Origin of the sequence: Clostridium thermarum (genome assembly GCF_006351925.1) — a bacterium.
GTDB classification, from domain to species: Bacteria; Bacillota; Clostridia; order Clostridiales; family Clostridiaceae; genus Clostridium_AU; species Clostridium_AU thermarum.
In genome coordinates this window covers 306,550-325,340 of the sequence record NZ_CP040924.1, presented here as the reverse complement: position 1 = coordinate 325,340, position 18,791 = coordinate 306,550, and the positions used below count along the sequence as shown (strand labels likewise).

Genomic DNA, 18,791 nt, shown 5'->3' with positions numbered 1-18,791 from the left:
AATGAATATTTTTCCATATAAAGGCAATAATTCATAATAAAAATATGTTGAAGGAAGTGAAAAAATGTTAAAAAACAAAAAGCTTATTTTAGCTCTTACTATTCCGGTAGTGACCTTTGTTATAATCTATGCGGTTCTTTCTTTGGTAAAAAAAGATGACCAAGCTGTAGAACAGGTTACACCCGGCATCAATACAGAGTCCACATCTATTGGTGTAACTTCAACGGAAGTTGATACCCCAGAACCTTTTATTTACCATGTGGTTCAGGAAGGTGACACCCTCTATAGTATCACGAGGCAGTATATAAACAGCTGTCCGGCACCGGTAGCAGTAAAAACTATAGCCAAGCTAAATAATCTTTCTGATGCTTCGGTAATTGATGTAGGTATGACCTTGCGAATCCCTATAGACTACTTCGAAAGCGGTGAAATATATACCATACAAAAGGGGGATACCCTGTACAGTATAGCCAAAAACACTTTAAGCGAAACGGATGTAAGTACTTATGTTGATAAGATTATGTATGATAATTTTCTGGAATCAACAGAGTTAATGGTTGGAGATGAGCTGTTTATTACTACAGCAGCCTTCCCGGAATAGGACTTAACTTAATTAAAAATTAACGAAGAAATTCAGCACAAGGCTGAATTTCTGATTTTTTTTGATTTAGGTGATATTATTTTCATTATTTTTGTCCTCTGCACAGCTTATCCACAGTTTTCTCATTTTTTTATTCTTATACATTTCCATATCCGCAGCGGCATAGATGTCATTTATCTTTCCAGCATTAGTGATATTAATAGACGTCACTCCATAACTGAATAAGACTCTTAGTCTCTCACTGTTATCAGCTAGCTTTTTCTCAATTTCATCTAAGGTCTTATATACCTCTTCTATACTAATATTTCTGAAAAATATTACAAATTCGTCTCCGGACATCCTGCCGTATAAGTGTTTATCAGTCAGGCATTCTTTTAAAACCTTTGAAAACAGTATCAGGGCACTGTCACCGGCGGCATGACCATAGCAGTCATTGATGCCCTTAAAATCGTCTAAATCAATCTCTACGAGATAGGATCTCTCATGCTCATTCTTAATTTCCTGAAGCTGCTCCAGTAATTTTTCATTAAAGTATCTACGGTTGAAAATACCGGTTAAGTCATCATACTTGGTGCGATAGATAAGCTCCCCTCTCATATAGGAATTTTTCAGGCAAAGCTGTAATTGATTTTTTATATGGTTCATAAGATTTATGTCATATTTCTTGAAGTACCTATTATCTTTAGCACTATCAATATTCAGCACTGCCACTAATTTATCATCAATAAATATTGGAGTACTGATAGTGCAGTGTATAATTCCTGTATGCTTTTCTACTAAACTTGCCTTATGTTCTAATAATTCCTTTCTGTCAAATTGCATAGGCTCCCTAATAATTGCTGCCTCTTTATAACCATTGATTTTATGCAAATAAGTTTCATCCCGCTCAAGAACTAATTCCTTAAGCTCCTCCGGATATCCAACTACACTTTGAAAGTGAAATTTATTATCATCTCCCATCACTAATAAGCTTCCTTTGTCAGCATTTGGAATTATCTTGATGGCAGTCTTTAGAATCCGGTCAAACACTTCATCCATATTATTTATTTTTATTATCTCATCACCTAATTGAAAAAGAAGCTTCTCTGCACGTTTAATAGAGTTAAGTGCTTTTATCCTTCTTAACAGTCTTATCCCTAAAATTATATTTAACCCTATTGAAACCGCCAATATACTAAATAAGATATAATTTGCCATTAGACCAGCCCCATTACATTTATATATTCTAATTATAACATTTTTTACAGAAATGCAACATGGCAATTACAGTCTCTTAACTTTTGTATTTAGCCTTTACTTTGCCCATCTAAATTCCTTATAATGGATATGTATTTGTAAAATGTAACCTAATTTGAATTTCCTACATCTTATATATGTACGGGAATTCTTGGCGGGATTAAACAAGGAGAGTGAAACCTTTGATAGACGTGGAGCTGATCAAAGCTGCCCAAAATAAAGATAGAGATGCCTTCAGGAGTCTATTTGCAATGTACAAGCAAAAGGTATACGGAACAGCCTATCTCATACTAAAGGATTATCAGCATTCGGAGGATATAGTACAAGAGACCTTCCTGCAGGTATATCTTAAGCTTGAAAAGCTAAAGGACCCTCAATACTTTGAAAGATGGCTTTATAAAATTACAGTTAATCTTTGTCTTGATGCAGTAAGAAAGCTTAAGAAACATCCCTTATCTTCCCTGGATGAATATATAGAGTTAAAACCGGACTTTTCCTTAACAGATGCTAAAACTCCGGAAGCTGTTGCAGAATATAAGGAAATTCAAAAGAAAATACTAAGCTGTATTTACTCCCTTCCCTCTCAGTATGCTGCGGTTCTTGTACTTTTTTATTATAATAATTTCACCATAAAAGAAATATCTGATATAATTAATTGCTCCGAAGCAACAGTAAAAACACGGCTTTTCCGTGCAAGAAAAAACCTTGAAAAGGTACTTAGCAAGGAGCAGCTGGATACAATAGATAGCTCTATAGGAGGTGCTTCCAATGAATACAGATAAATTAATATCTGATGCCTTAAATAACAGAGCTTCAAGTCTAGACCTTCCACCGGAAAAGTTTGAAAAGATGCTTGAGTATATAGAATCCCATGGAGAAATAGAGCAGAACAATAGTCTGTACAAATTTATAGATACTGTAAAGTCTATAAAGACTGCCTTCTCAATGAAGAGCTTGCTTAAAATCAGTTTATTTATAATAATCATTATTTCAGCTCCTGTAATACTAAAGAATGCCGGTTCCTTTGGTGCGAAAAAGGCCTCTGAAAGTCAAGTCTCCAATAATAGCGACTATTGGGCGGGAAATGAGGCCGCCGCACCAAGCACAGGCTTTGGACCGGAAGAACCTAAGTCAGAGGAAGCTCCTACCCAAGAAGATTCCGATAGAAACAACGGATCTAGGGGTGGCCATAGAATCATATTAACCTTAGCACCACAGAATATATCAAATTCTCAGGTTGCCTATGTAAGCTTTGAGAAGATAGAAAAAAATATCGCCGAACTTCGGGCTAAAGGGGCTGATACCATCTATTTAAATGATATATTAATAACTGAAACAACGGTGATAAAAAAGGGTGAAACCATATACTATATGCTGGTAGATGACATAAAAGTGTCCTTGACGGAACCGGTAACCTTGATGGTGGCGGACTGACAGTGAAATACAAATATTGTAATGTTTAATGAGTAATTATATTAAAACCTTAAGGCATGCTATGGCGCATGCCTTAAAAATTATTAAATATAAAAGATTTTTCGTAGTGCAGCGGAGAAAAATCTTCCTTAATTACTCATTAGTCATTGCTAATTGCTAATTTTATTCCCTCTGCAAAGGTCAACTTGGATAGGGGAACTCTAAACTCCGGCATGCCATGTGCATATGGTGCTATTTCATATTCAGCAAAATAAACAACCAGATTTCCTTCTTCTATGTAGAAGGGATGATCCTTTTTTATGCCCTTAAAGTCCGTTATGGCGTCTTCAAAATATAATTCCCTGTTTGCCTTCATCTCATTTAACACAACTTCATCGATAATCTCCTTATAGTTAAAGTCCTTATCAAAAAGCTGTGACAAGGAATAAATGCCACCTGTCTTTAGGTCTATATTGTATCCCTTCATATAACTCAAACCATGTGCTCCACCGGTATACCTATAGTAAACTACAGTAATGCTTAAAAAACCATTCCTATTGTAGTTCACCTTGTAGGACGTATTCACTTCATATTTATGATATTCTAGGTTATTATCCTTTGAATCCTGGAGGGCACCTTTAGCCTCCTCCTCCAAAGAAGCCTTAAGCCTCATAGCCTCGGTTTCAAATTTGCTATTTAAGTTTTTTTCTATATCCTTATTGGCAAGGCCACTGAGAACCGGGAGTTTTATATCCACAAGCAAAGCTTCCGTATCCTCCTTTATGGCCTTTTCCGTAACCAGAACCTTTACTTCTTCCGTTTTTTCTATATTATTTATATTTATGGAGGCTGGGGTCTTTTGTATACTCCTCTTGCTATCGGCATTATTACTGTTTACAGTCTCACTTTTTTTCGTACAGCCTAAGGATGATATAACCATAGATATAATCAAGGCAGAGTCTATAATTAGCCTAATTGACCTTTTCATACTATCACCTTCCTCATATACTATTATTTCCATTATAACACTTCTATAAAATAAAGTTAAAGTAATATTCATTACACTCGAAAATTAAGTAAAGGGGTTGTCAACTATTGAGAAATAACGGACAAGGAGGTCAATTATGGCAGCAATTACTGCACAAATACTTATAGGTCACACTAACAAACTCGGCAACGGAATGCTCCCAACTCACTGCTTGCTTCTGTCGGAGGGCAGTAAGCCCATATGGATTCTCAAAAATCTGGATATTTTAGAGGACCATACTTCCTCCATAAATACAATTAGATGGGTACCAACAGAAGGTAACATTTTAGAAGACGCACTTGTAATGATCTCCATAAGCATTCTCAAGGATGGGAAGCTCTTGGATAAGGCAAAAAAATATTTTGCTGATTTATCTAAGCACCTAATTGATCTAAGAGAAGACATAAGTCCAAGCAACTTACTGGAACTCCGTGAAATCAGTAAGGAATTAAAATATGACTACAAAATAGCGATCACATGCTTCAGCGGAACTACCCTAGAAGGCAAGCTGGATAAACTAAAGGAATACTCCATGGACGTAGAGGTATGTACCCCTAGCTATAACAGGTTCTATAATCCATGGATAGATAAGACTGTAACGAAAGGAAGCTTGTAAAAACTGCGTTTGGACGCAGTTTTTTAATGAGTAATGAGTAATGAATACTGAGTAATTATGGTTGATTTTTCTCCCCTTCACTAATTACTCATTGCTCATTCCTAATTACTAATTATTAATTATATTCCCTAATAATTTTGGTATCTTTTAGCCAAAATATACATAGAAGGGAGTAGTGAAATATGGAAAAAAGAAATTTAACTGTAAAAATCGTTACTGCTGCAATTGTAGCTGCCTTGCTGTTCCCCGCTGCTGCTAGGGCTTATAGTCCCAATGGTGCAAAACCACATCATAAGGCCTCTGTTAAACATAAGGGCTTCAGTAAGCCGGATTTGCAGCGCTTTGTGGATGAGAAAATTATCACTAAAGAGCAGGCTGAAAAGATAGAAGCCTTCCTGAAGAAGCGTGCTGAGGAGAAAAAAGCTGAGCTTGAAAAGATAAAAAATATGAGCAAGGAAGAAAGAGAAAATTATATAAGGGAAAATTATAAAACACGTCCTGACATCTTTGGAGACCTTGTCTCATCAAAAATTATAACTTCAGAACAAGCCCAGAAAATTAAAGAGATTATTTCTCGTCACCATGGAGATATCTTACAGGAAGTACTAAAAAATGAGGTTTCTAAGGGTACCATTAGTCAAGAACAGCTGGATAAAATCAATGAATTTGTAAAGAAGAAAAAAGAGGAGTTAAAACTAGAGAAGGAAAAAATTAAGGCCATGTCAGAAGCAGAAAGAAAAGCATACTGGCAGGCTAATTCCAAAAACAGAACGGATATTTTGACAGAATTAGTTAATTCGGGTATCATTACCCAATAGCAAAAGGAAGAGCTTTCAAAGGTTCTGCCAATACATCCTCATAAAAACGAAAGATAGGGGCTATCCCCTATCTTTTATTACACTACTTTAACACCGTCGTCATATATACTTTCATCTCCATGAAATGCCTTATAAAGCTTCCACATTTTATCCTTGTTCTTAACAAATACTCTGATTATCTCAGGATCAAAGTGCTTTCCGCTGCCTTCAATCATAAAGTCATAAGTTGCCTCAAAGGTATAGGGCACTTTGTAGGGCCTTTCGGTGGTAAGTGCATCAAAGACATCTGCCACCGCAACTATCCTGGCACTTAAAGGTATATCTTCTCCCGCCTTCCCCCTGGGATAACCGGACCCATCCCATTTTTCGTGGTGTCCTTCAGCTATATCTATACCAACTTTAAAAATACTTCTCCCGCTGAGCATTATATTTTCTTCTGCCGCTCTAAGCACCTTACCTCCAAAGATGGTATGCTGCTTCATTTCTTCAAATTCTTCCTCTGTCAGCTTAGCAGGCTTTAAGAGAATTCCATCCCTGATTCCTACCTTTCCTATATCATGCATAGGGCTGAATCTCTCAATGTCATCTATATATTCAAGAGTTATCTGTTCCTTGTACAAGCTGTCCTCATACAAGAACTGAGCTATATGCTTGGAATATACCTTCATCCTTTCAAGATGTTCTCCGGTATCCTCGTCTCTTGCCTCTGCCAGTTTTGCCAAGGCTAATATACTGCTATAAAGAAGGTTGTCCATAAATAGGTTTCTTTCAAAGCTTATTGAAACACTCTTTGTAATAACTTCAAGAAACTTCATATGTTCTGTGTTGTAGATATTCTTCTCCACACTTGAAAAGAATATTATACCAACCGGTTTATTATTTGCTATAAGAGGAAGGGTTATAGATGATCTTATTCCCGCCTCAAGAATTACCCTATTATACTCCTTAACTGGCCTGCCTTTTACATACTCCTCCAAGTCATTAATCATACGGGGATTACCGGTTTCTATTATGGACTTCAGACTGGTTTTATCAAGCAAGTACCTTTTTCCTATTAAGTTTTTAGGAAGTCCCTCTACCTTGCCATTGCTGATGCCATAGGAAGCCTCAAGCATTTTTCCCCCTTCCTTTACCAAGGCCACCCCTATATAGGAGTAGGGTATAAAGAAGGAAAACTTATCAAATATAAACCTTAGAACTTCATTAATGGAAAGATTTTGGTTAATATTTTCTATCAGTGAAACTAGCCTCTCTATCTTTTGGGTCATATTTGTTATTTCCCATATTATAGGACCAGTTTCCTTCTCAGTGGTATTATCAGTGGAAATTCCTTTTTTCAGTATACTGATATCGCTCAACCCTTCAACAAAGGTACCCAGCGGCAGAATCAAGTGCCTATATAGCCTGCCAAGTGTCATGGATATTACCGCCAAAAAAGCTAAACCCAGAAGAACTTCAATGGTTTTATAATATAATTCACTTTGCCTATTGTGACTTACGGCAATCTCTGTAAGCTCGTCACAATAGGCCGCCAGAGTTTCGCTGTTGTCACTTATGAAAATTATTGAATCTATGAAATCTCTATCAATCTCTTTCGCCTCTGATACCTTATTAATGGACTTTTCAAATCCCTTCCATATATCCTCTGTCTTCTTCAAATTTGCACTTATGTTTACATTGGATTTTTCAAAGCTGATGACAGTGCCTTTATATTGCATCTTTCCACTCTTAAGCTGATTAAAGGTGCTTATGTATTCATCTCTCGACTTTATAATGTTCCGCTGAATTTTATTATACCTGTCATCAATAGCCTCCTTGCTCTCAACAATATAATCTAGTTTTTCTGCCTGCAGCAAGGCATATTTGGAGTTTGCCTCCTTCGCCATAGACTGAATATACATTCTTTGTCTGCCTAGCACATTTATTAACTCCGCTCTTTCTTCATCAATTTTGCCGCTGACATAAAGTAAAACTGACAAGCATATCATAATAATTGCTCCTAATGCAATCATAATACTTAAATCTTTCTTTACGTACTTAATTATATTATTCCAGCTCTTTTTCAAAGTGCACCTCTCTTTTGTACAGTCTACATATACAGGTCATATTTTTTAATTTTGAGTCACATTCCCAGTAAATTATTTTGGCACTATTATATAGCATTATTTTTTTATTATACAACAAAACTGTGAGTTGTTAAATTATCAGATAAAGTTTTTGCTTTGTTATTTTGATGGTAAAGTTTTGATTCTACCATTTCCCGCAGAAAAATAGGCAAAGGTAAATTCTGCCCTTGCCCTAGAATTTATATTTAGTTAATATGGCCTCTGCAGAATTCTTTAAATCCTCGAGAGTCCCATCATTCAATATAACCTCATCACAAAGGTTATTAATTATATAAGGTACATCCGCCTCTGTGTTATGGGTAGAACTACTGTTTTGAACTGTCTTTTCTCCATCTCTGCTTATTAATCTCTGCTTTCTTATCTCTTCGCTGACCTTTATACCAACCACTAAAAATTGCTTATTTCTCCAGTAATTTAAGTCAACCAGGGTTCTTCCTCCCGCTACTATGGAAAGTTCCTCATTTCTCAATATGGCAAGCTGCTCCATAAGCGCCTTGTGATGGGCTTCACCTTCTAGGCCAGCATTATCCCAGCCATATTTCTTCTGCCCATTCTCATATATAAGGGCCAAAATATAGTCACACATGATATCCTTATCCATTTCTCTAAGCTTATCCGCAACTGTTTGTCCGATATATCTTTCCAAGCCTCTCCACTGTGGATTAACCTTGGCTACCTTCATCATTTCCCTGCACAATACACCAATATTATATATTTTGGCATTCTGTCTTAACTTCGTAAATTGCTCAGCAAGAGCATCCTTGCCTGCGCCCATTTCTCCGAAAATAACTATGCCGTTATAAACCTTTTCCATTCCTTCAGCCTCCTAACAATAGCATTGTACCTCTAAATCAGAAAAAAATCCACACCTATGACTTAGTGTGGATTTTCCATAATTAATTTATTCTTTATACCTCATATGATACCAATGATATAAAAGCAGAATAATTAAAGGCACCTCTTTGGGTGCCCTTTTGACATTCTGTCTTAATAACAATCTGAACAGTTAAAATGCAAAGTTTCCATCAATAAATACAGGAATTTCCTTACCATCTGCAGTAATACCTGTTATTTCAAGGTCCTTTGTTCCGATCATGAAATCCACATGAATCAGGGAATTATTCACCCCTGCTTCTTCCAGTTGTTTTTCGCTCATATTTTCGTTGTTCTTAATACAAGGAGAATACGCTCTTCCTATAGCTAAATGGCAGGAAGCATTTTCATCAAAAAGTGTATTATAAAATAGTATATTTTGATTTGAAATCGGTGAGTCCTTTGGTACTAGGGCCACTTCTCCAAGATAGTGTGAACCCTCATCTGTTTCTATGATTGACTTTAGCACCTCATAGCCTACCTCAGCAGTATAGTCTGTTATTCTGCCATCCTTAAAGGTAATGGAGAATTTATCAACAAGACTGCCGTTGTGGTTTAATGGCATTGAACTCACAACAGTACCGTTAACCCCGGTCTTCTTTGGTAATGTAAATACCTCCTCAGTAGGCATATTTGCAATAAATTTTACTCCACCCGTAGTTTCCTCGGATCCACCTACCCATACATGCCCCTCAGGAAGCTCAATAGTCAAATCTGTTCCCAAGGAATTCCTGTAATGAAGGTATTTAAAGTTATTGTCATTCATAAAAGCCATACTCTTCTTCAAATTGAGAGTATGCTCCTTCCAAGCTGCTACCGGATCCTCTGTATCCACTCTTACAGCTTTTAATATAGCCTCCCAAAGTCTTGCTACAGCCTCTTCTGCTGGCAGTTCAGGAAACACCTTTCGCGCCCATGCCTCTGTAGGCACGGAAGCTATGCACCATGCATTCTTATTGCTCATAAGAGCTTCATGATACTCCTTTAATTCAGTTGTAAATGCCTTCATAGACCTGGAAATCCTGCTGACATCTACGCCTTTAAAAGCATCCGGATCTGATGCCTTTATCTGTATAAAGGCCGCACCCTTGCGTAAGTTTGTAAGGGTGAAATCCTTTTTCCAAGAAGGAACTTCATCAAATACCTCATCCGGGGCATTTAAGTATTTTATTCTGGAGAGCTTTTCATCGTTCCACTCTACAAAAACATCTCTGGCACCAGCCGTATAGGCAGCCTCAGTAATAGCTCTTGCAAAATCCGCTGTCTCCACCGGTGACATCAAAACTACTGTCTGGCCCGGCTGTACGTTAGCGCCGATTTTAACTACCAGACTTGCATACTTATTTAATAATTCCTGATTCATAAACTTCCTCTCCTTCATTGTGTACAATGGTATTGTTAACTTAATATTACCACAATATGTCTTTTGTAACCATACTTGTGCAGAAGTTAAGCAGGTTTCTTGGAAACATTATTTGCACCCTATATTATCTGTATTTCATTGGAAATAATTCTATATGTGATATAATTAGGTTAATAAGATATCTTAAGGCTTTTCTGTATGCACTGGCATAAGTCTTCACAGCCATTACTATCAATTAATCAGAGGTGTTGTTTTTGTTTAGGTTTAGCAAATTTAAGCACTTTAATTTAATCCCTATTATTTTCGTCTCAATTGTGATGTATAAGCTGGTAGATAACATTGAGACCGTAGGTTATATTCTCAGAAAAATACTATCTTTAATGTCCTATTTTATATGGGGGTTTGTCATTGCCTATCTGTTAAATCCTCTTATGACCTTCATAGAACGCCGCTTTAAGACAAAAAGGGCTGTCAGTATCTTAATTACTTATTGTATTTTCTTATCCAGCATCGTAGCGTTTTTTATGTTGGCAATACCTAGTTTAATAAAAAATATAGGGGAAATCCTCAACCGCCTTCCGGCCTTTGTTACCGAGGCTGAAAAGTACATAAATGAGACAATTTTAAACAGCGACCTCTTTGTTAAATATAGCGGCAATTCTTACTTCAGCGAGAATATAAATGATATTCTTAATTCTATCAGAGCCTTGATAGAAATTAACTTTACAGTAATCTTTGAAAAGCTCATTGATTTTTCCTCCATATTATTTAACCTCTTTACCGGTATCGTTATTTCTGTTTATCTACTGATAGAAAAAGAAGAGGCAATAGACTATATTAAAAAAATTCTATTTACCTTTTTAGATAATTCCAATGCGCTGCAAATTATAAAATGGGGCAACAAGACAAATAAGATCTTTAAACAGTTTGTTATAGGAAAGTCTATTGACTCCTTAATCATCGGCATACTTTGCTTTGTAGGTCTGCAGCTTCTGGAGGTCAAGTACTCGTTTATCATAAGCATTGTAATCGGTGTTACAAACTTAATACCTTACTTCGGAAACACTATTGGTTTAGTTCCCGCCCTGGCTATCACCATCTTCTCCGGACCAACAAGCCTGCTAAAGGTAACTGTTCTTGTAATATCTCTCTCCTTATTTGATGGCTGGTTCCTGGGACCAAAGATTATTGGTGAAAAGGTAGGTTTAAGTCCAATATGGATTATCATAGCAATTACCGTGGGCGGTGGCATCTACGGTATCATTGGCATGTTTATTGCAGTGCCCCTGACCGCCGTAATAAAAGCAGCCTTAGAAAGCTACATTGAGAGAAAAGCAGACTCCAAATTAATGAGCAATGAGTGATGAGCAATGAGTGATGAGTAATGAGTAATTAAAATCCGTTCTCCGTGGATTCCGCGTTTAAATTATTGCCTAACAACTATCAGGTAATTTGACTTTGCTGATATCTAATACTACAATAAGGTATACAATACCGTAAAGGGTGTGCTTATATGATAAAATCAAACTCTTATTTCTATACCATAAACTTCCCAAAGTATGAAGAAGACCTAGGGAAGACAGAACTTAGGTATTTGTTTAAGCAAGACATTAAGTATAAATATTTATTTTCTGATTTTTACATACCAATCTCCAGGAGCGCATTTTTAAAAGAATGTGTGTCCATTATTTATACTGCAGATACCCTGGAGGAAATAGTTGAAAGAATTACATTAGATAATGCATCCTATGATAATTTTAAGGTAAGGTATATAAAGCACGAAGGTGATGCCTTGTCTCATGAAGAGCGGCTTAAGGCAAACTATGCTGTAGGATATGCCATCAACGGAGAAGCGGATGTACATAATCCCAGAATAATTTTGGGCATCTCCAAGGTTGGTAATCAATGGATTTTCGGAGTGCATGAGAAGAATAATTTGGAATGGCAAGGCCGTGAGCAAAAGCCTTACTCCTACTCCAATGCCTTAGGGGTAAGAACCGCCAGAGCCTTAGTAAATATCGCCGCTGCCGGAAATGAGGATTGCACAATCGTTGACCCCTGCTGTGGCATAGGTACCGTAGTAATTGAGGCCTTGTCTCTAGGGATGAACATAGAGGGTTATGAGATAAATCCCTTAATCGGGGAAAATGCTAAGAAAAACTTAAAATACTTTGGCTACGAAGATGTAATCACTATAGGTGATATGCATGAAATTAAAAAGCACTATAATATTGCCATCGTAGATCTTCCCTATGGACTGTTTAATCCTACTACCTTAAAGGAACAGACAGATATTATGAAAACCGCTCGGCGCATAGCTGACAGGGCTATTATTGTTACCATGAAAGATATGGACGAATACATTATTAAGGCCGGCTTTACCATTGTTGACAAAACCAGCGTTTCTAAAGGTAACTTTAAAAGATATATAGCAATATGCAGATGATATAAGTTTGAAACCTCCGGATTGGTCTTCCGGAGGTCTTTTCTTTACTTACTGGCTCTCTGAACCTTCACTTCTTTACCTTTTATTCCTATTTTCTGCAGGGTCTTAATCACCTTGTCGCCCTTGCCGTTTAGTATATCTACGTAAGATACATGGTCCAATATATCAATTATACCTATATCTTCCCCGCTTACTCCTTCTATGGAAGTAATTGCTCCAACGATATCTCCCGGTCTCATCTTTTTCTTTTTACCAGCGTTTATGTATACCTTGGTTACTTCCTTGTTGAGCTCTTCACTCTTGTCTTTCTTTATAACCGGCGCCCTTTTTTCCTTTTCCATAAAGGCTACCTTGGCTTTTTCGGCTTCAGCCCCTGAGGGCTCTGCTTTTCTTGGTATGCTGTAGCCTATGTATTCCTCCACCTGGTTAAGATATTTTTTCTCGTAGGGTGCAGCAAAGGTTACAGCCTTTCCTGACTTTCCGGCCCTGGCAGTTCTGCCTATCCTGTGGACATAGCTTTCATTTTCTACCGGTACATCATAATTTATTATAAGATCCAAATCTGTTACATCTATACCTCTGGCAGCTACATCAGTGGCAACCAGGATCCTAAACTCTCCCCTTTTGAAATACTTCATCAGCTCCAGCCTATCCTTTTGCTCCATACCCCCGTGCAGAGCCCTGGTGTAGATTTTTTCAGCCCTCATTTTCTCGTTGAGGGTATCCACATTTTCCTTTGTACTGCAAAAGATAATGCAGCTATCAGGGTTTTCAATGTATAATATCTTCTTAAGAAGCTCAAATTTATGGTCTTTATCTACCTCATAGAGATCTTGGTCTACCCTTTCAGACACAAGTTTCTTTGGGGTAATCTGTATGCTTACCGGCTTTTTCATGTACTTGGAACACAATCTTTCTATTTCCTCCGGCATAGTAGCTGAAAACAGCATGGTGGCCCTACTCTCAGGAAGAGTTTCTATTATTTCACCAACCTGATCAATAAAGCCCATATTAAGCATCTTATCCGCTTCATCTATAACCAGATACTGAACTTTCTGCAGGTCAATGCTGCCTCTCTTTATATGGTCCATAACCCTTCCCGGCGTACCGGCTATTACATGGACCCTCTGTTTCAGCTCCCGCAGCTGCACAGCCATAGGCTGCTTACCAAATACTGCCGCACATCTGACCCTCTTAAACCTGCCAATATTGGTTATGTCTTCTTTAACCTGCACTGCCAGCTCCCTGGTTGGTGTAAGGATTAGGGCCTGAGGCTCTCTCTGCTCTATATCTAAGCTCTCGCAGATTGGAATACCGTACGCCGCTGTCTTACCGCTACCGGTCTGGGACTTTACAATCAAATCCTTCTTTCGTAAAGCAACCTCTATAACCTCACTTTGCACCTCTGTAGGTCTTTCATATCCAAGCAAGTTCAGTGCTTTCAAGATTTCTTCACTTATATTATATTCTTTAAAGCTTTTGTTTCCCATTGTCTATTACCTCTTCTTCGTATTATGAATTTATTATATACTCTTTCGTTAAGGGTTAATACATATTTTCTTTCAATTTCAAGCTGCTACTAGAATATTTATCAATTAACCGCATAGTATAAACTAGCTCAATAAAAAATCATGTAGGTGGTGATATTATGAAAAAACTCTTTTGTGGAATCCTATTAACCTTGTTTACTTTAACCGCTTCTGGTTGTCAGCTATTTATTCCTAACAGCTATAAGACAAAAACAGATACAGACACTATTAACCCATCAACTCCTAACCCCAAAGAATCTGAGACTCCTTTTGAAATACCAAACAGCAGCGACAGTGAACCGGATGAAGCTAGCACTGCTTATAAAATTGAGGACTACTATCCCTTTCTAGCTGATATCGTATATACATACGAAGGAATGGGCAGTGAATTTGCAGCCAATACTCTTTCCGTAGATTATATAAAAGGGAATAAAATTCAGCAACGTATAAAAAATAGCGGTACTGAACTTGTCAGGATTATTGAAAAAGTAAACGGAGAATTGAAAATAGTTTTCTCAAGAGAAGAATGTTATTACAGAGAAGACCTCACTTCCAAGCAGCCCAATCGAGAGGAGATATTGTTAAAGGAGCCCCTTGTTAAAGGTAATTCCTGGACTTTAGATGAAGGAAGAAAGCGTACCATTACCAATGTAAATGTAGATGTTTCTACTCCTTCGGGAAATTATAAAGCTCTTGAAGTCACCACTGAGGGCTCAAATTCCAAGACAATTGACTATTATGTACTAAATAAGGGGTTAGTTAAATCCGTATTTAGATCCGACAGCCTAGAAATAATTTCTTCGCTGAAAGAAATAGAAACCAATAAGCCTTTGACTCAAAAAATTAATTTTTATTATCCCAACACTGTATCTGATAAGTTATCCGTTATTCAACAGGAGGTAACCTTCAACACCAACGACATAACTAAGATAGTTTTGGAAAAGCAGTTTAAAGATCCTCCAAGTAACGAACTGATTAGATTAATGGCACCAAACGTAAAAATCAACAGTCTCTATCTGAACAATGACGGTATGGTCTATGTGGACTTTACAGATAACTTTGTAACAGAAATGAATTTGGGTTCCGGCTATGAAGGCATGGTCCTTCAAGGCATAGCCAACACCTTGGGAAAATATTACGGTATTAAAAAAGTGTACATAACCTTAGACGGCAAACCATACAGCTCCGGCCATATTATAATGGAAAAAGGCGAAGCTTTTAATGTAGAGCTTGAATTGGATTAAAAGGGCACTTCGTATAATAATAGAAAACTGTTAAGTAAAAATAAAACTAACTCAAAAATTAAAAACTGCGTCTCAACGCAGTTTTTAAAATATAATTTTGTAGAAATTCAGCTCCGCTGAATTTAATCCTTCATTGTCAATTGACCATTACTTTAACTGCTTTGATTTCCAGATAGTAAACTATCTATAGCCTTTCTGTCAAATCCTACTATGATGTTTCCATCTATATCTATAACCGGTACTGACCGTTGACCGGACTTTAGTACCATTTCAAAGGCGCCCATTCTATCTCTTGATACATTCACCTCTCTGTATTCTATTTTTTTCGAATCAAGATATCTCTTAGCTCTTAAGCACCACGGACAAGATGAACTTGTATAAACAGTAACACTCATTTTTTACCTCCTATAAATATACCCCTTAATGGTATCTTCTAGTTTTATTATACTCACCAGGGGTATAAATGTTACCATAGATTACCTTGAAAAATAAAATTTCAAAAGCTTTAGTCTATAGGTAACGAGGCACAATGTTACCATGAATAAAAGTGCTATAGATGCAGATAATAGATATGTAAAAAACTTAAGGAGTGATATCATGGATAATACTGCACACAGAAAAAATTCAATGCATAATGGTCATAATGACAGTATCGGCTGCGTAGTTAATGAATGTAAATTCCATGCAGGAAATGTTGATTACTGCACATTACAGCAAATTAAAATAGTTAAACATGAAAACAGAGCTGATACAATGCAATGTACTGACTGCGGAAGCTTTGAAAGAGCTTAGTACAAAAACATATAAAAGGCGCCGTGAAGGTGCCTTCTATATAAAAACTACATATAAAACAATGTCTTGTCATATCCTAATAGGGGTATGACATTTTTATTTGTGTGGTGATATTATATGACAGTGATTAAAAAATTTATAATTTATGCCGTATTAATTCTTTTGGCAACACTATATATGACCTTTCTTTATCTTGACTATAACAGGATGAACACCTTTTATACTACCTATAATCTAAAATACATATCCATATTGCTCTGTTTCTTATTATCACTTATGGCAATGGACCATGCTATAAGTCCAATAGATATCCGTTTGCTGCAAACAGGTTTATTTATGACAACTTTGGCAGACTTATGCCTCTTGGTTCTAGATAAATTCACCATTGGAGTAGCTGTTTTTTGTGTAACTCAAATCATATACTGCATAAGATATAATTCCCACAAAGCCTATCCCACTGTTGTACGATTTCTGATGATTTTTGAGGTTTTGGCCATATTGTACATATTACTCGGCTTTTTCATTAAAAACCTGGAAACTCTATTTTGGGTTGCCACCGCATATGCCATTTGTCTAATGACAAGCGTTATAAGAGCCATAAAGCTCTGTCAGGCAAAGCAGTTTCCCAGTCCCAATAGATACATGATTGCTATAGGCATGGTTTTATTTTTGCTATGTGATATTAATGTTGGGCTCTCAAATGTTATTCAATTGCTAAAACCACAGTCCATATTTCTCACTTACATATACAACATATCAACCTTCTTAATCTGGTTTTTTTACCTGCCCTCTCAGGTGCTCCTGGCCATGAGCGGTTACAACTTTTGTCAATTAAGAATTAAAAATTAAAAATTATAAATATTAGTAGAAATTCAGGTCCGCTGAATTTCGTCCTCCATTCTTAATTCTTAAATCTTAATTCTTAATTAAAAAAAACCAGCGTTTCCGCTGGTTTTTTTCTATACTGTTCCGCTTAGCACTAAGCCATTATTTGTGTCGCAGGTTATCACAGAGCCGTTCTTCAATATGCTTAGGGCATTTTTTGCTCCGGTGAGTACAGGAATGTCTAAGGCCAGGCCTACTGTTACTGCATGGCTGTCTACAGCTGGGTCCTCTACAATTATTCCTGAAGCGTTTCTTAGATAAGGTACCATATCATTAGTTGTATTGTTTACTACTACTATGTCCCCCTTATTAAAGCACTTTTCAAGTTCCTCAACGGATCTTACCACGCAGACCTTGCCGGTAACTTTACCCTTCACCACACCGGTTCCTTTTACAAGTATATTACCTACGGTATGCACCTTTAAAAGGTTGGTTGTACCGCTAACTCCACCGGGAACTCCTGCAGTAATAACAACTATATCACCATTTTTAACCAAGTTAACCTCTAAAGCCTTTTGTACTCCTGCCTCAAACATTTCTTCAATTGTGGACAGTGACTCCACAAGGCATGGTACTACACCCCAGGATAGGTGAAGCTGTCTTTGAACTCTTTGAGAATCTGTTGGAGCAATTATGGGGCAGGATGGTCTGAATCTGGATATCATCCTTGCAGTTTCTCCCGAGTGTGTTACAGATATAATAGCAGCCGACTTTAAGTGGAGCGCTGTAGTGCATGTAGCATAACTTATAGCATTAGTTATGTTATCCATCATATCAAATTGCATGGAAGCTAGTCTCTTTCCGTAATCTATGGATTCTTCTGCCTTCATGCATATTCTGGCCATAGTTTTTACACTCTCTATAGGGTATTTTCCTGCAGCGCTTTCTCCGGAGAGCATGACAGCACTAGTACCATCAAAAACTGCATTGGCAACGTCACTGGATTCAGCTCTTGTAGGTCTTGGGTTTTTAATCATGGATTCCAGCATCTGAGTTGCTGTTATAACTGGCTTTCCATTTCTATAGCACTTTTCAATTATCATCTTCTGAACAACAGGAACCTCTTCTGCAGGTATTTCTACTCCTAGATCTCCTCTTGCCACCATTATTCCGTCAGAAACTTTCAGTATTTCATCAAAGTTGTCTACACCTTCACGGTTTTCTATCTTTGCAATGATCTTTATACCTTCTCCGCCAAGCTTCTTCAATACCTTTCTCACTTCGTTGACATTGCTGGCCTTTCTGACAAAAGAGCAGGCGATAAAGTCAAAATCATTTTTTACAGCAAACTCAATATCTTTGATATCCTGCTCTGTCAATGCAGGAAGATGGGTATCTGTCTCCGGAATATTTACCCCCTTGTTATTGCTTATTACTCCGCCGTTTAGTACACGGCAGTGGATGTCCTTACCTTCAACCTTAACAACCTCAAGGGCTACCAGACCATCATTGATCAGGATTCTGGTACCTACTTTTACATCTTTGTAAAGCTCCTTATGAGATATTGTAGCCCTTTCCTCGTTTCCTAGGATATTCTCATTTACAAGGACAAAGCTGTTTCCCTCTTTGAGATAAACTTCATTATTTTCAAATTTACCCATTCTTATTTCAGGTCCCTTAGTATCTAAGAGAAGCGGTACGGGTTTTCCAAGCTTTTCTCTAACCTTTTTAAGCCTATCTACCCTCACTTGTTGATCTGCGTGAGTTCCATGAGAAAAGTTTAATCTTGCAACATCCATACCTCCCTCGATTAATTGCTCCAGTAAATGTTCATCATCTACAGCAGGACCAAGAGTACAGATAATTTTTGTCATTCTCATAA

Annotated in this window: 18 protein-coding genes; 10 read left to right on the top strand and 8 right to left on the bottom strand. The window is 37.2% G+C overall.

Annotation, left to right across the window (positions count from 1 at the left end):
* Positions 1–64: 64 nt before the first annotated feature.
* On the top strand, positions 65–601 hold the full coding sequence (locus tag FHY60_RS01445) for a LysM peptidoglycan-binding domain-containing protein (RefSeq protein ID WP_139902520.1): 537 nt from the start codon (positions 65–67) through the stop codon (positions 599–601).
* A gap of 66 nt (positions 602–667) precedes the next feature.
* On the opposite strand, the gene FHY60_RS01440 is transcribed toward FHY60_RS01445, so the two are convergent.
* Positions 668–1,798: a sensor domain-containing diguanylate cyclase gene (locus tag FHY60_RS01440; protein ID WP_139902518.1), complete on the bottom strand. Its 1,131-nt coding sequence runs from the start codon at positions 1,796–1,798 to the stop codon at positions 668–670.
* A 230-nt stretch (positions 1,799–2,028) separates the two neighbouring features.
* Here FHY60_RS01440 and FHY60_RS01435 point away from each other — a divergent pair, with 230 nt between their 5' ends.
* Both FHY60_RS01435 and FHY60_RS01430 read left to right on the top strand, forming a co-directional pair.
* Positions 2,029–2,619, top strand: coding sequence for an RNA polymerase sigma factor (locus tag FHY60_RS01435; protein ID WP_243122260.1), 591 nt, complete (start codon positions 2,029–2,031; stop codon positions 2,617–2,619).
* Positions 2,606–3,271: a hypothetical protein gene (locus FHY60_RS01430; protein WP_139902513.1), complete on the top strand. Its 666-nt coding sequence runs from the start codon at positions 2,606–2,608 to the stop codon at positions 3,269–3,271. The genes FHY60_RS01435 and FHY60_RS01430 overlap by 14 nt, the downstream gene beginning before the upstream one ends.
* A gap of 139 nt (positions 3,272–3,410) precedes the next feature.
* On the opposite strand, the gene FHY60_RS01425 is transcribed toward FHY60_RS01430, so the two are convergent.
* Complete coding sequence (locus tag FHY60_RS01425; RefSeq protein ID WP_163216082.1) at positions 3,411–4,238, bottom strand: DUF3298 and DUF4163 domain-containing protein; 828 nt, start codon at positions 4,236–4,238, stop codon at positions 3,411–3,413.
* 136 nt (positions 4,239–4,374) lie between these two features.
* Here FHY60_RS01425 and FHY60_RS01420 point away from each other — a divergent pair, with 136 nt between their 5' ends.
* Together FHY60_RS01420 and FHY60_RS01415 are read left to right on the top strand one after the other, a co-directional pair.
* The gene (locus tag FHY60_RS01420) at positions 4,375–4,893 is read left to right on the top strand and encodes a hypothetical protein (protein WP_139902507.1); all 519 of its coding nucleotides are present in this window, start codon (positions 4,375–4,377) and stop codon (positions 4,891–4,893) included.
* 182 nt (positions 4,894–5,075) lie between these two features.
* Positions 5,076–5,711, top strand: a complete 636-nt coding sequence (locus FHY60_RS01415; protein WP_139902504.1) for a hypothetical protein — start codon at positions 5,076–5,078, stop codon at positions 5,709–5,711.
* A 77-nt stretch (positions 5,712–5,788) separates the two neighbouring features.
* Here FHY60_RS01415 and FHY60_RS01410 read toward each other — a convergent pair whose 3' ends face one another.
* The 3 genes from FHY60_RS01410 to FHY60_RS01400 form a co-directional block, all read right to left on the bottom strand.
* Positions 5,789–7,777 (bottom strand): HD domain-containing phosphohydrolase, encoded by a 1,989-nt coding sequence (locus FHY60_RS01410; protein WP_139902501.1) that lies wholly within the window; start codon positions 7,775–7,777, stop codon positions 5,789–5,791.
* Positions 7,778–8,009: 232 nt separating this feature from the next.
* The gene (locus FHY60_RS01405; protein ID WP_139902498.1) at positions 8,010–8,651 is read right to left on the bottom strand and encodes a hypothetical protein; all 642 of its coding nucleotides are present in this window, start codon (positions 8,649–8,651) and stop codon (positions 8,010–8,012) included.
* A 192-nt stretch (positions 8,652–8,843) separates the two neighbouring features.
* Entirely contained in the window at positions 8,844–10,073 is a 1,230-nt protein-coding gene (locus FHY60_RS01400; RefSeq protein ID WP_139902495.1) for an aminopeptidase, read from the bottom strand.
* Positions 10,074–10,390: 317 nt separating this feature from the next.
* On the opposite strand from FHY60_RS01400, the gene FHY60_RS01395 reads away from it, so the two are divergent.
* Together FHY60_RS01395 and FHY60_RS01390 are read left to right on the top strand one after the other, a co-directional pair.
* The gene (locus tag FHY60_RS01395; RefSeq protein WP_243122259.1) at positions 10,391–11,437 is read left to right on the top strand and encodes an AI-2E family transporter; all 1,047 of its coding nucleotides are present in this window, start codon (positions 10,391–10,393) and stop codon (positions 11,435–11,437) included.
* Positions 11,438–11,586: 149 nt separating this feature from the next.
* Positions 11,587–12,519 (top strand): TRM11 family SAM-dependent methyltransferase, encoded by a 933-nt coding sequence (locus tag FHY60_RS01390; protein ID WP_139902488.1) that lies wholly within the window; start codon positions 11,587–11,589, stop codon positions 12,517–12,519.
* A gap of 44 nt (positions 12,520–12,563) precedes the next feature.
* Here the strand turns inward: FHY60_RS01390 and FHY60_RS01385 are convergent, their stop codons facing one another.
* A complete protein-coding gene (locus FHY60_RS01385; protein ID WP_139902485.1) occupies positions 12,564–14,009 on the bottom strand; it encodes a DEAD/DEAH box helicase in 1,446 nt (481 codons plus the stop codon).
* A gap of 158 nt (positions 14,010–14,167) precedes the next feature.
* Between FHY60_RS01385 and FHY60_RS01380 the strand changes: the two genes are divergently transcribed.
* Complete coding sequence (locus tag FHY60_RS01380; protein WP_139902482.1) at positions 14,168–15,292, top strand: GerMN domain-containing protein; 1,125 nt, start codon at positions 14,168–14,170, stop codon at positions 15,290–15,292.
* Between the two features lie 152 nt (positions 15,293–15,444).
* Here FHY60_RS01380 and FHY60_RS01375 read toward each other — a convergent pair whose 3' ends face one another.
* Complete coding sequence (locus FHY60_RS01375; protein ID WP_139902480.1) at positions 15,445–15,687, bottom strand: glutaredoxin family protein; 243 nt, start codon at positions 15,685–15,687, stop codon at positions 15,445–15,447.
* 232 nt (positions 15,688–15,919) lie between these two features.
* Here FHY60_RS01375 and FHY60_RS01370 point away from each other — a divergent pair, with 232 nt between their 5' ends.
* Both FHY60_RS01370 and FHY60_RS01365 read left to right on the top strand, forming a co-directional pair.
* Entirely contained in the window at positions 15,920–16,084 is a 165-nt protein-coding gene (locus FHY60_RS01370) for a DUF1540 domain-containing protein (RefSeq protein ID WP_180375497.1), read from the top strand.
* 117 nt (positions 16,085–16,201) lie between these two features.
* Positions 16,202–16,933 (top strand): lysoplasmalogenase family protein, encoded by a 732-nt coding sequence (locus FHY60_RS01365; protein ID WP_139902477.1) that lies wholly within the window; start codon positions 16,202–16,204, stop codon positions 16,931–16,933.
* Positions 16,934–17,043: 110 nt separating this feature from the next.
* On the opposite strand, the gene pyk is transcribed toward FHY60_RS01365, so the two are convergent.
* Positions 17,044–18,789: a pyruvate kinase gene (gene pyk / locus FHY60_RS01360; RefSeq protein ID WP_139902474.1), complete on the bottom strand. Its 1,746-nt coding sequence runs from the start codon at positions 18,787–18,789 to the stop codon at positions 17,044–17,046.
* Positions 18,790–18,791 lie beyond the last annotated feature (2 nt).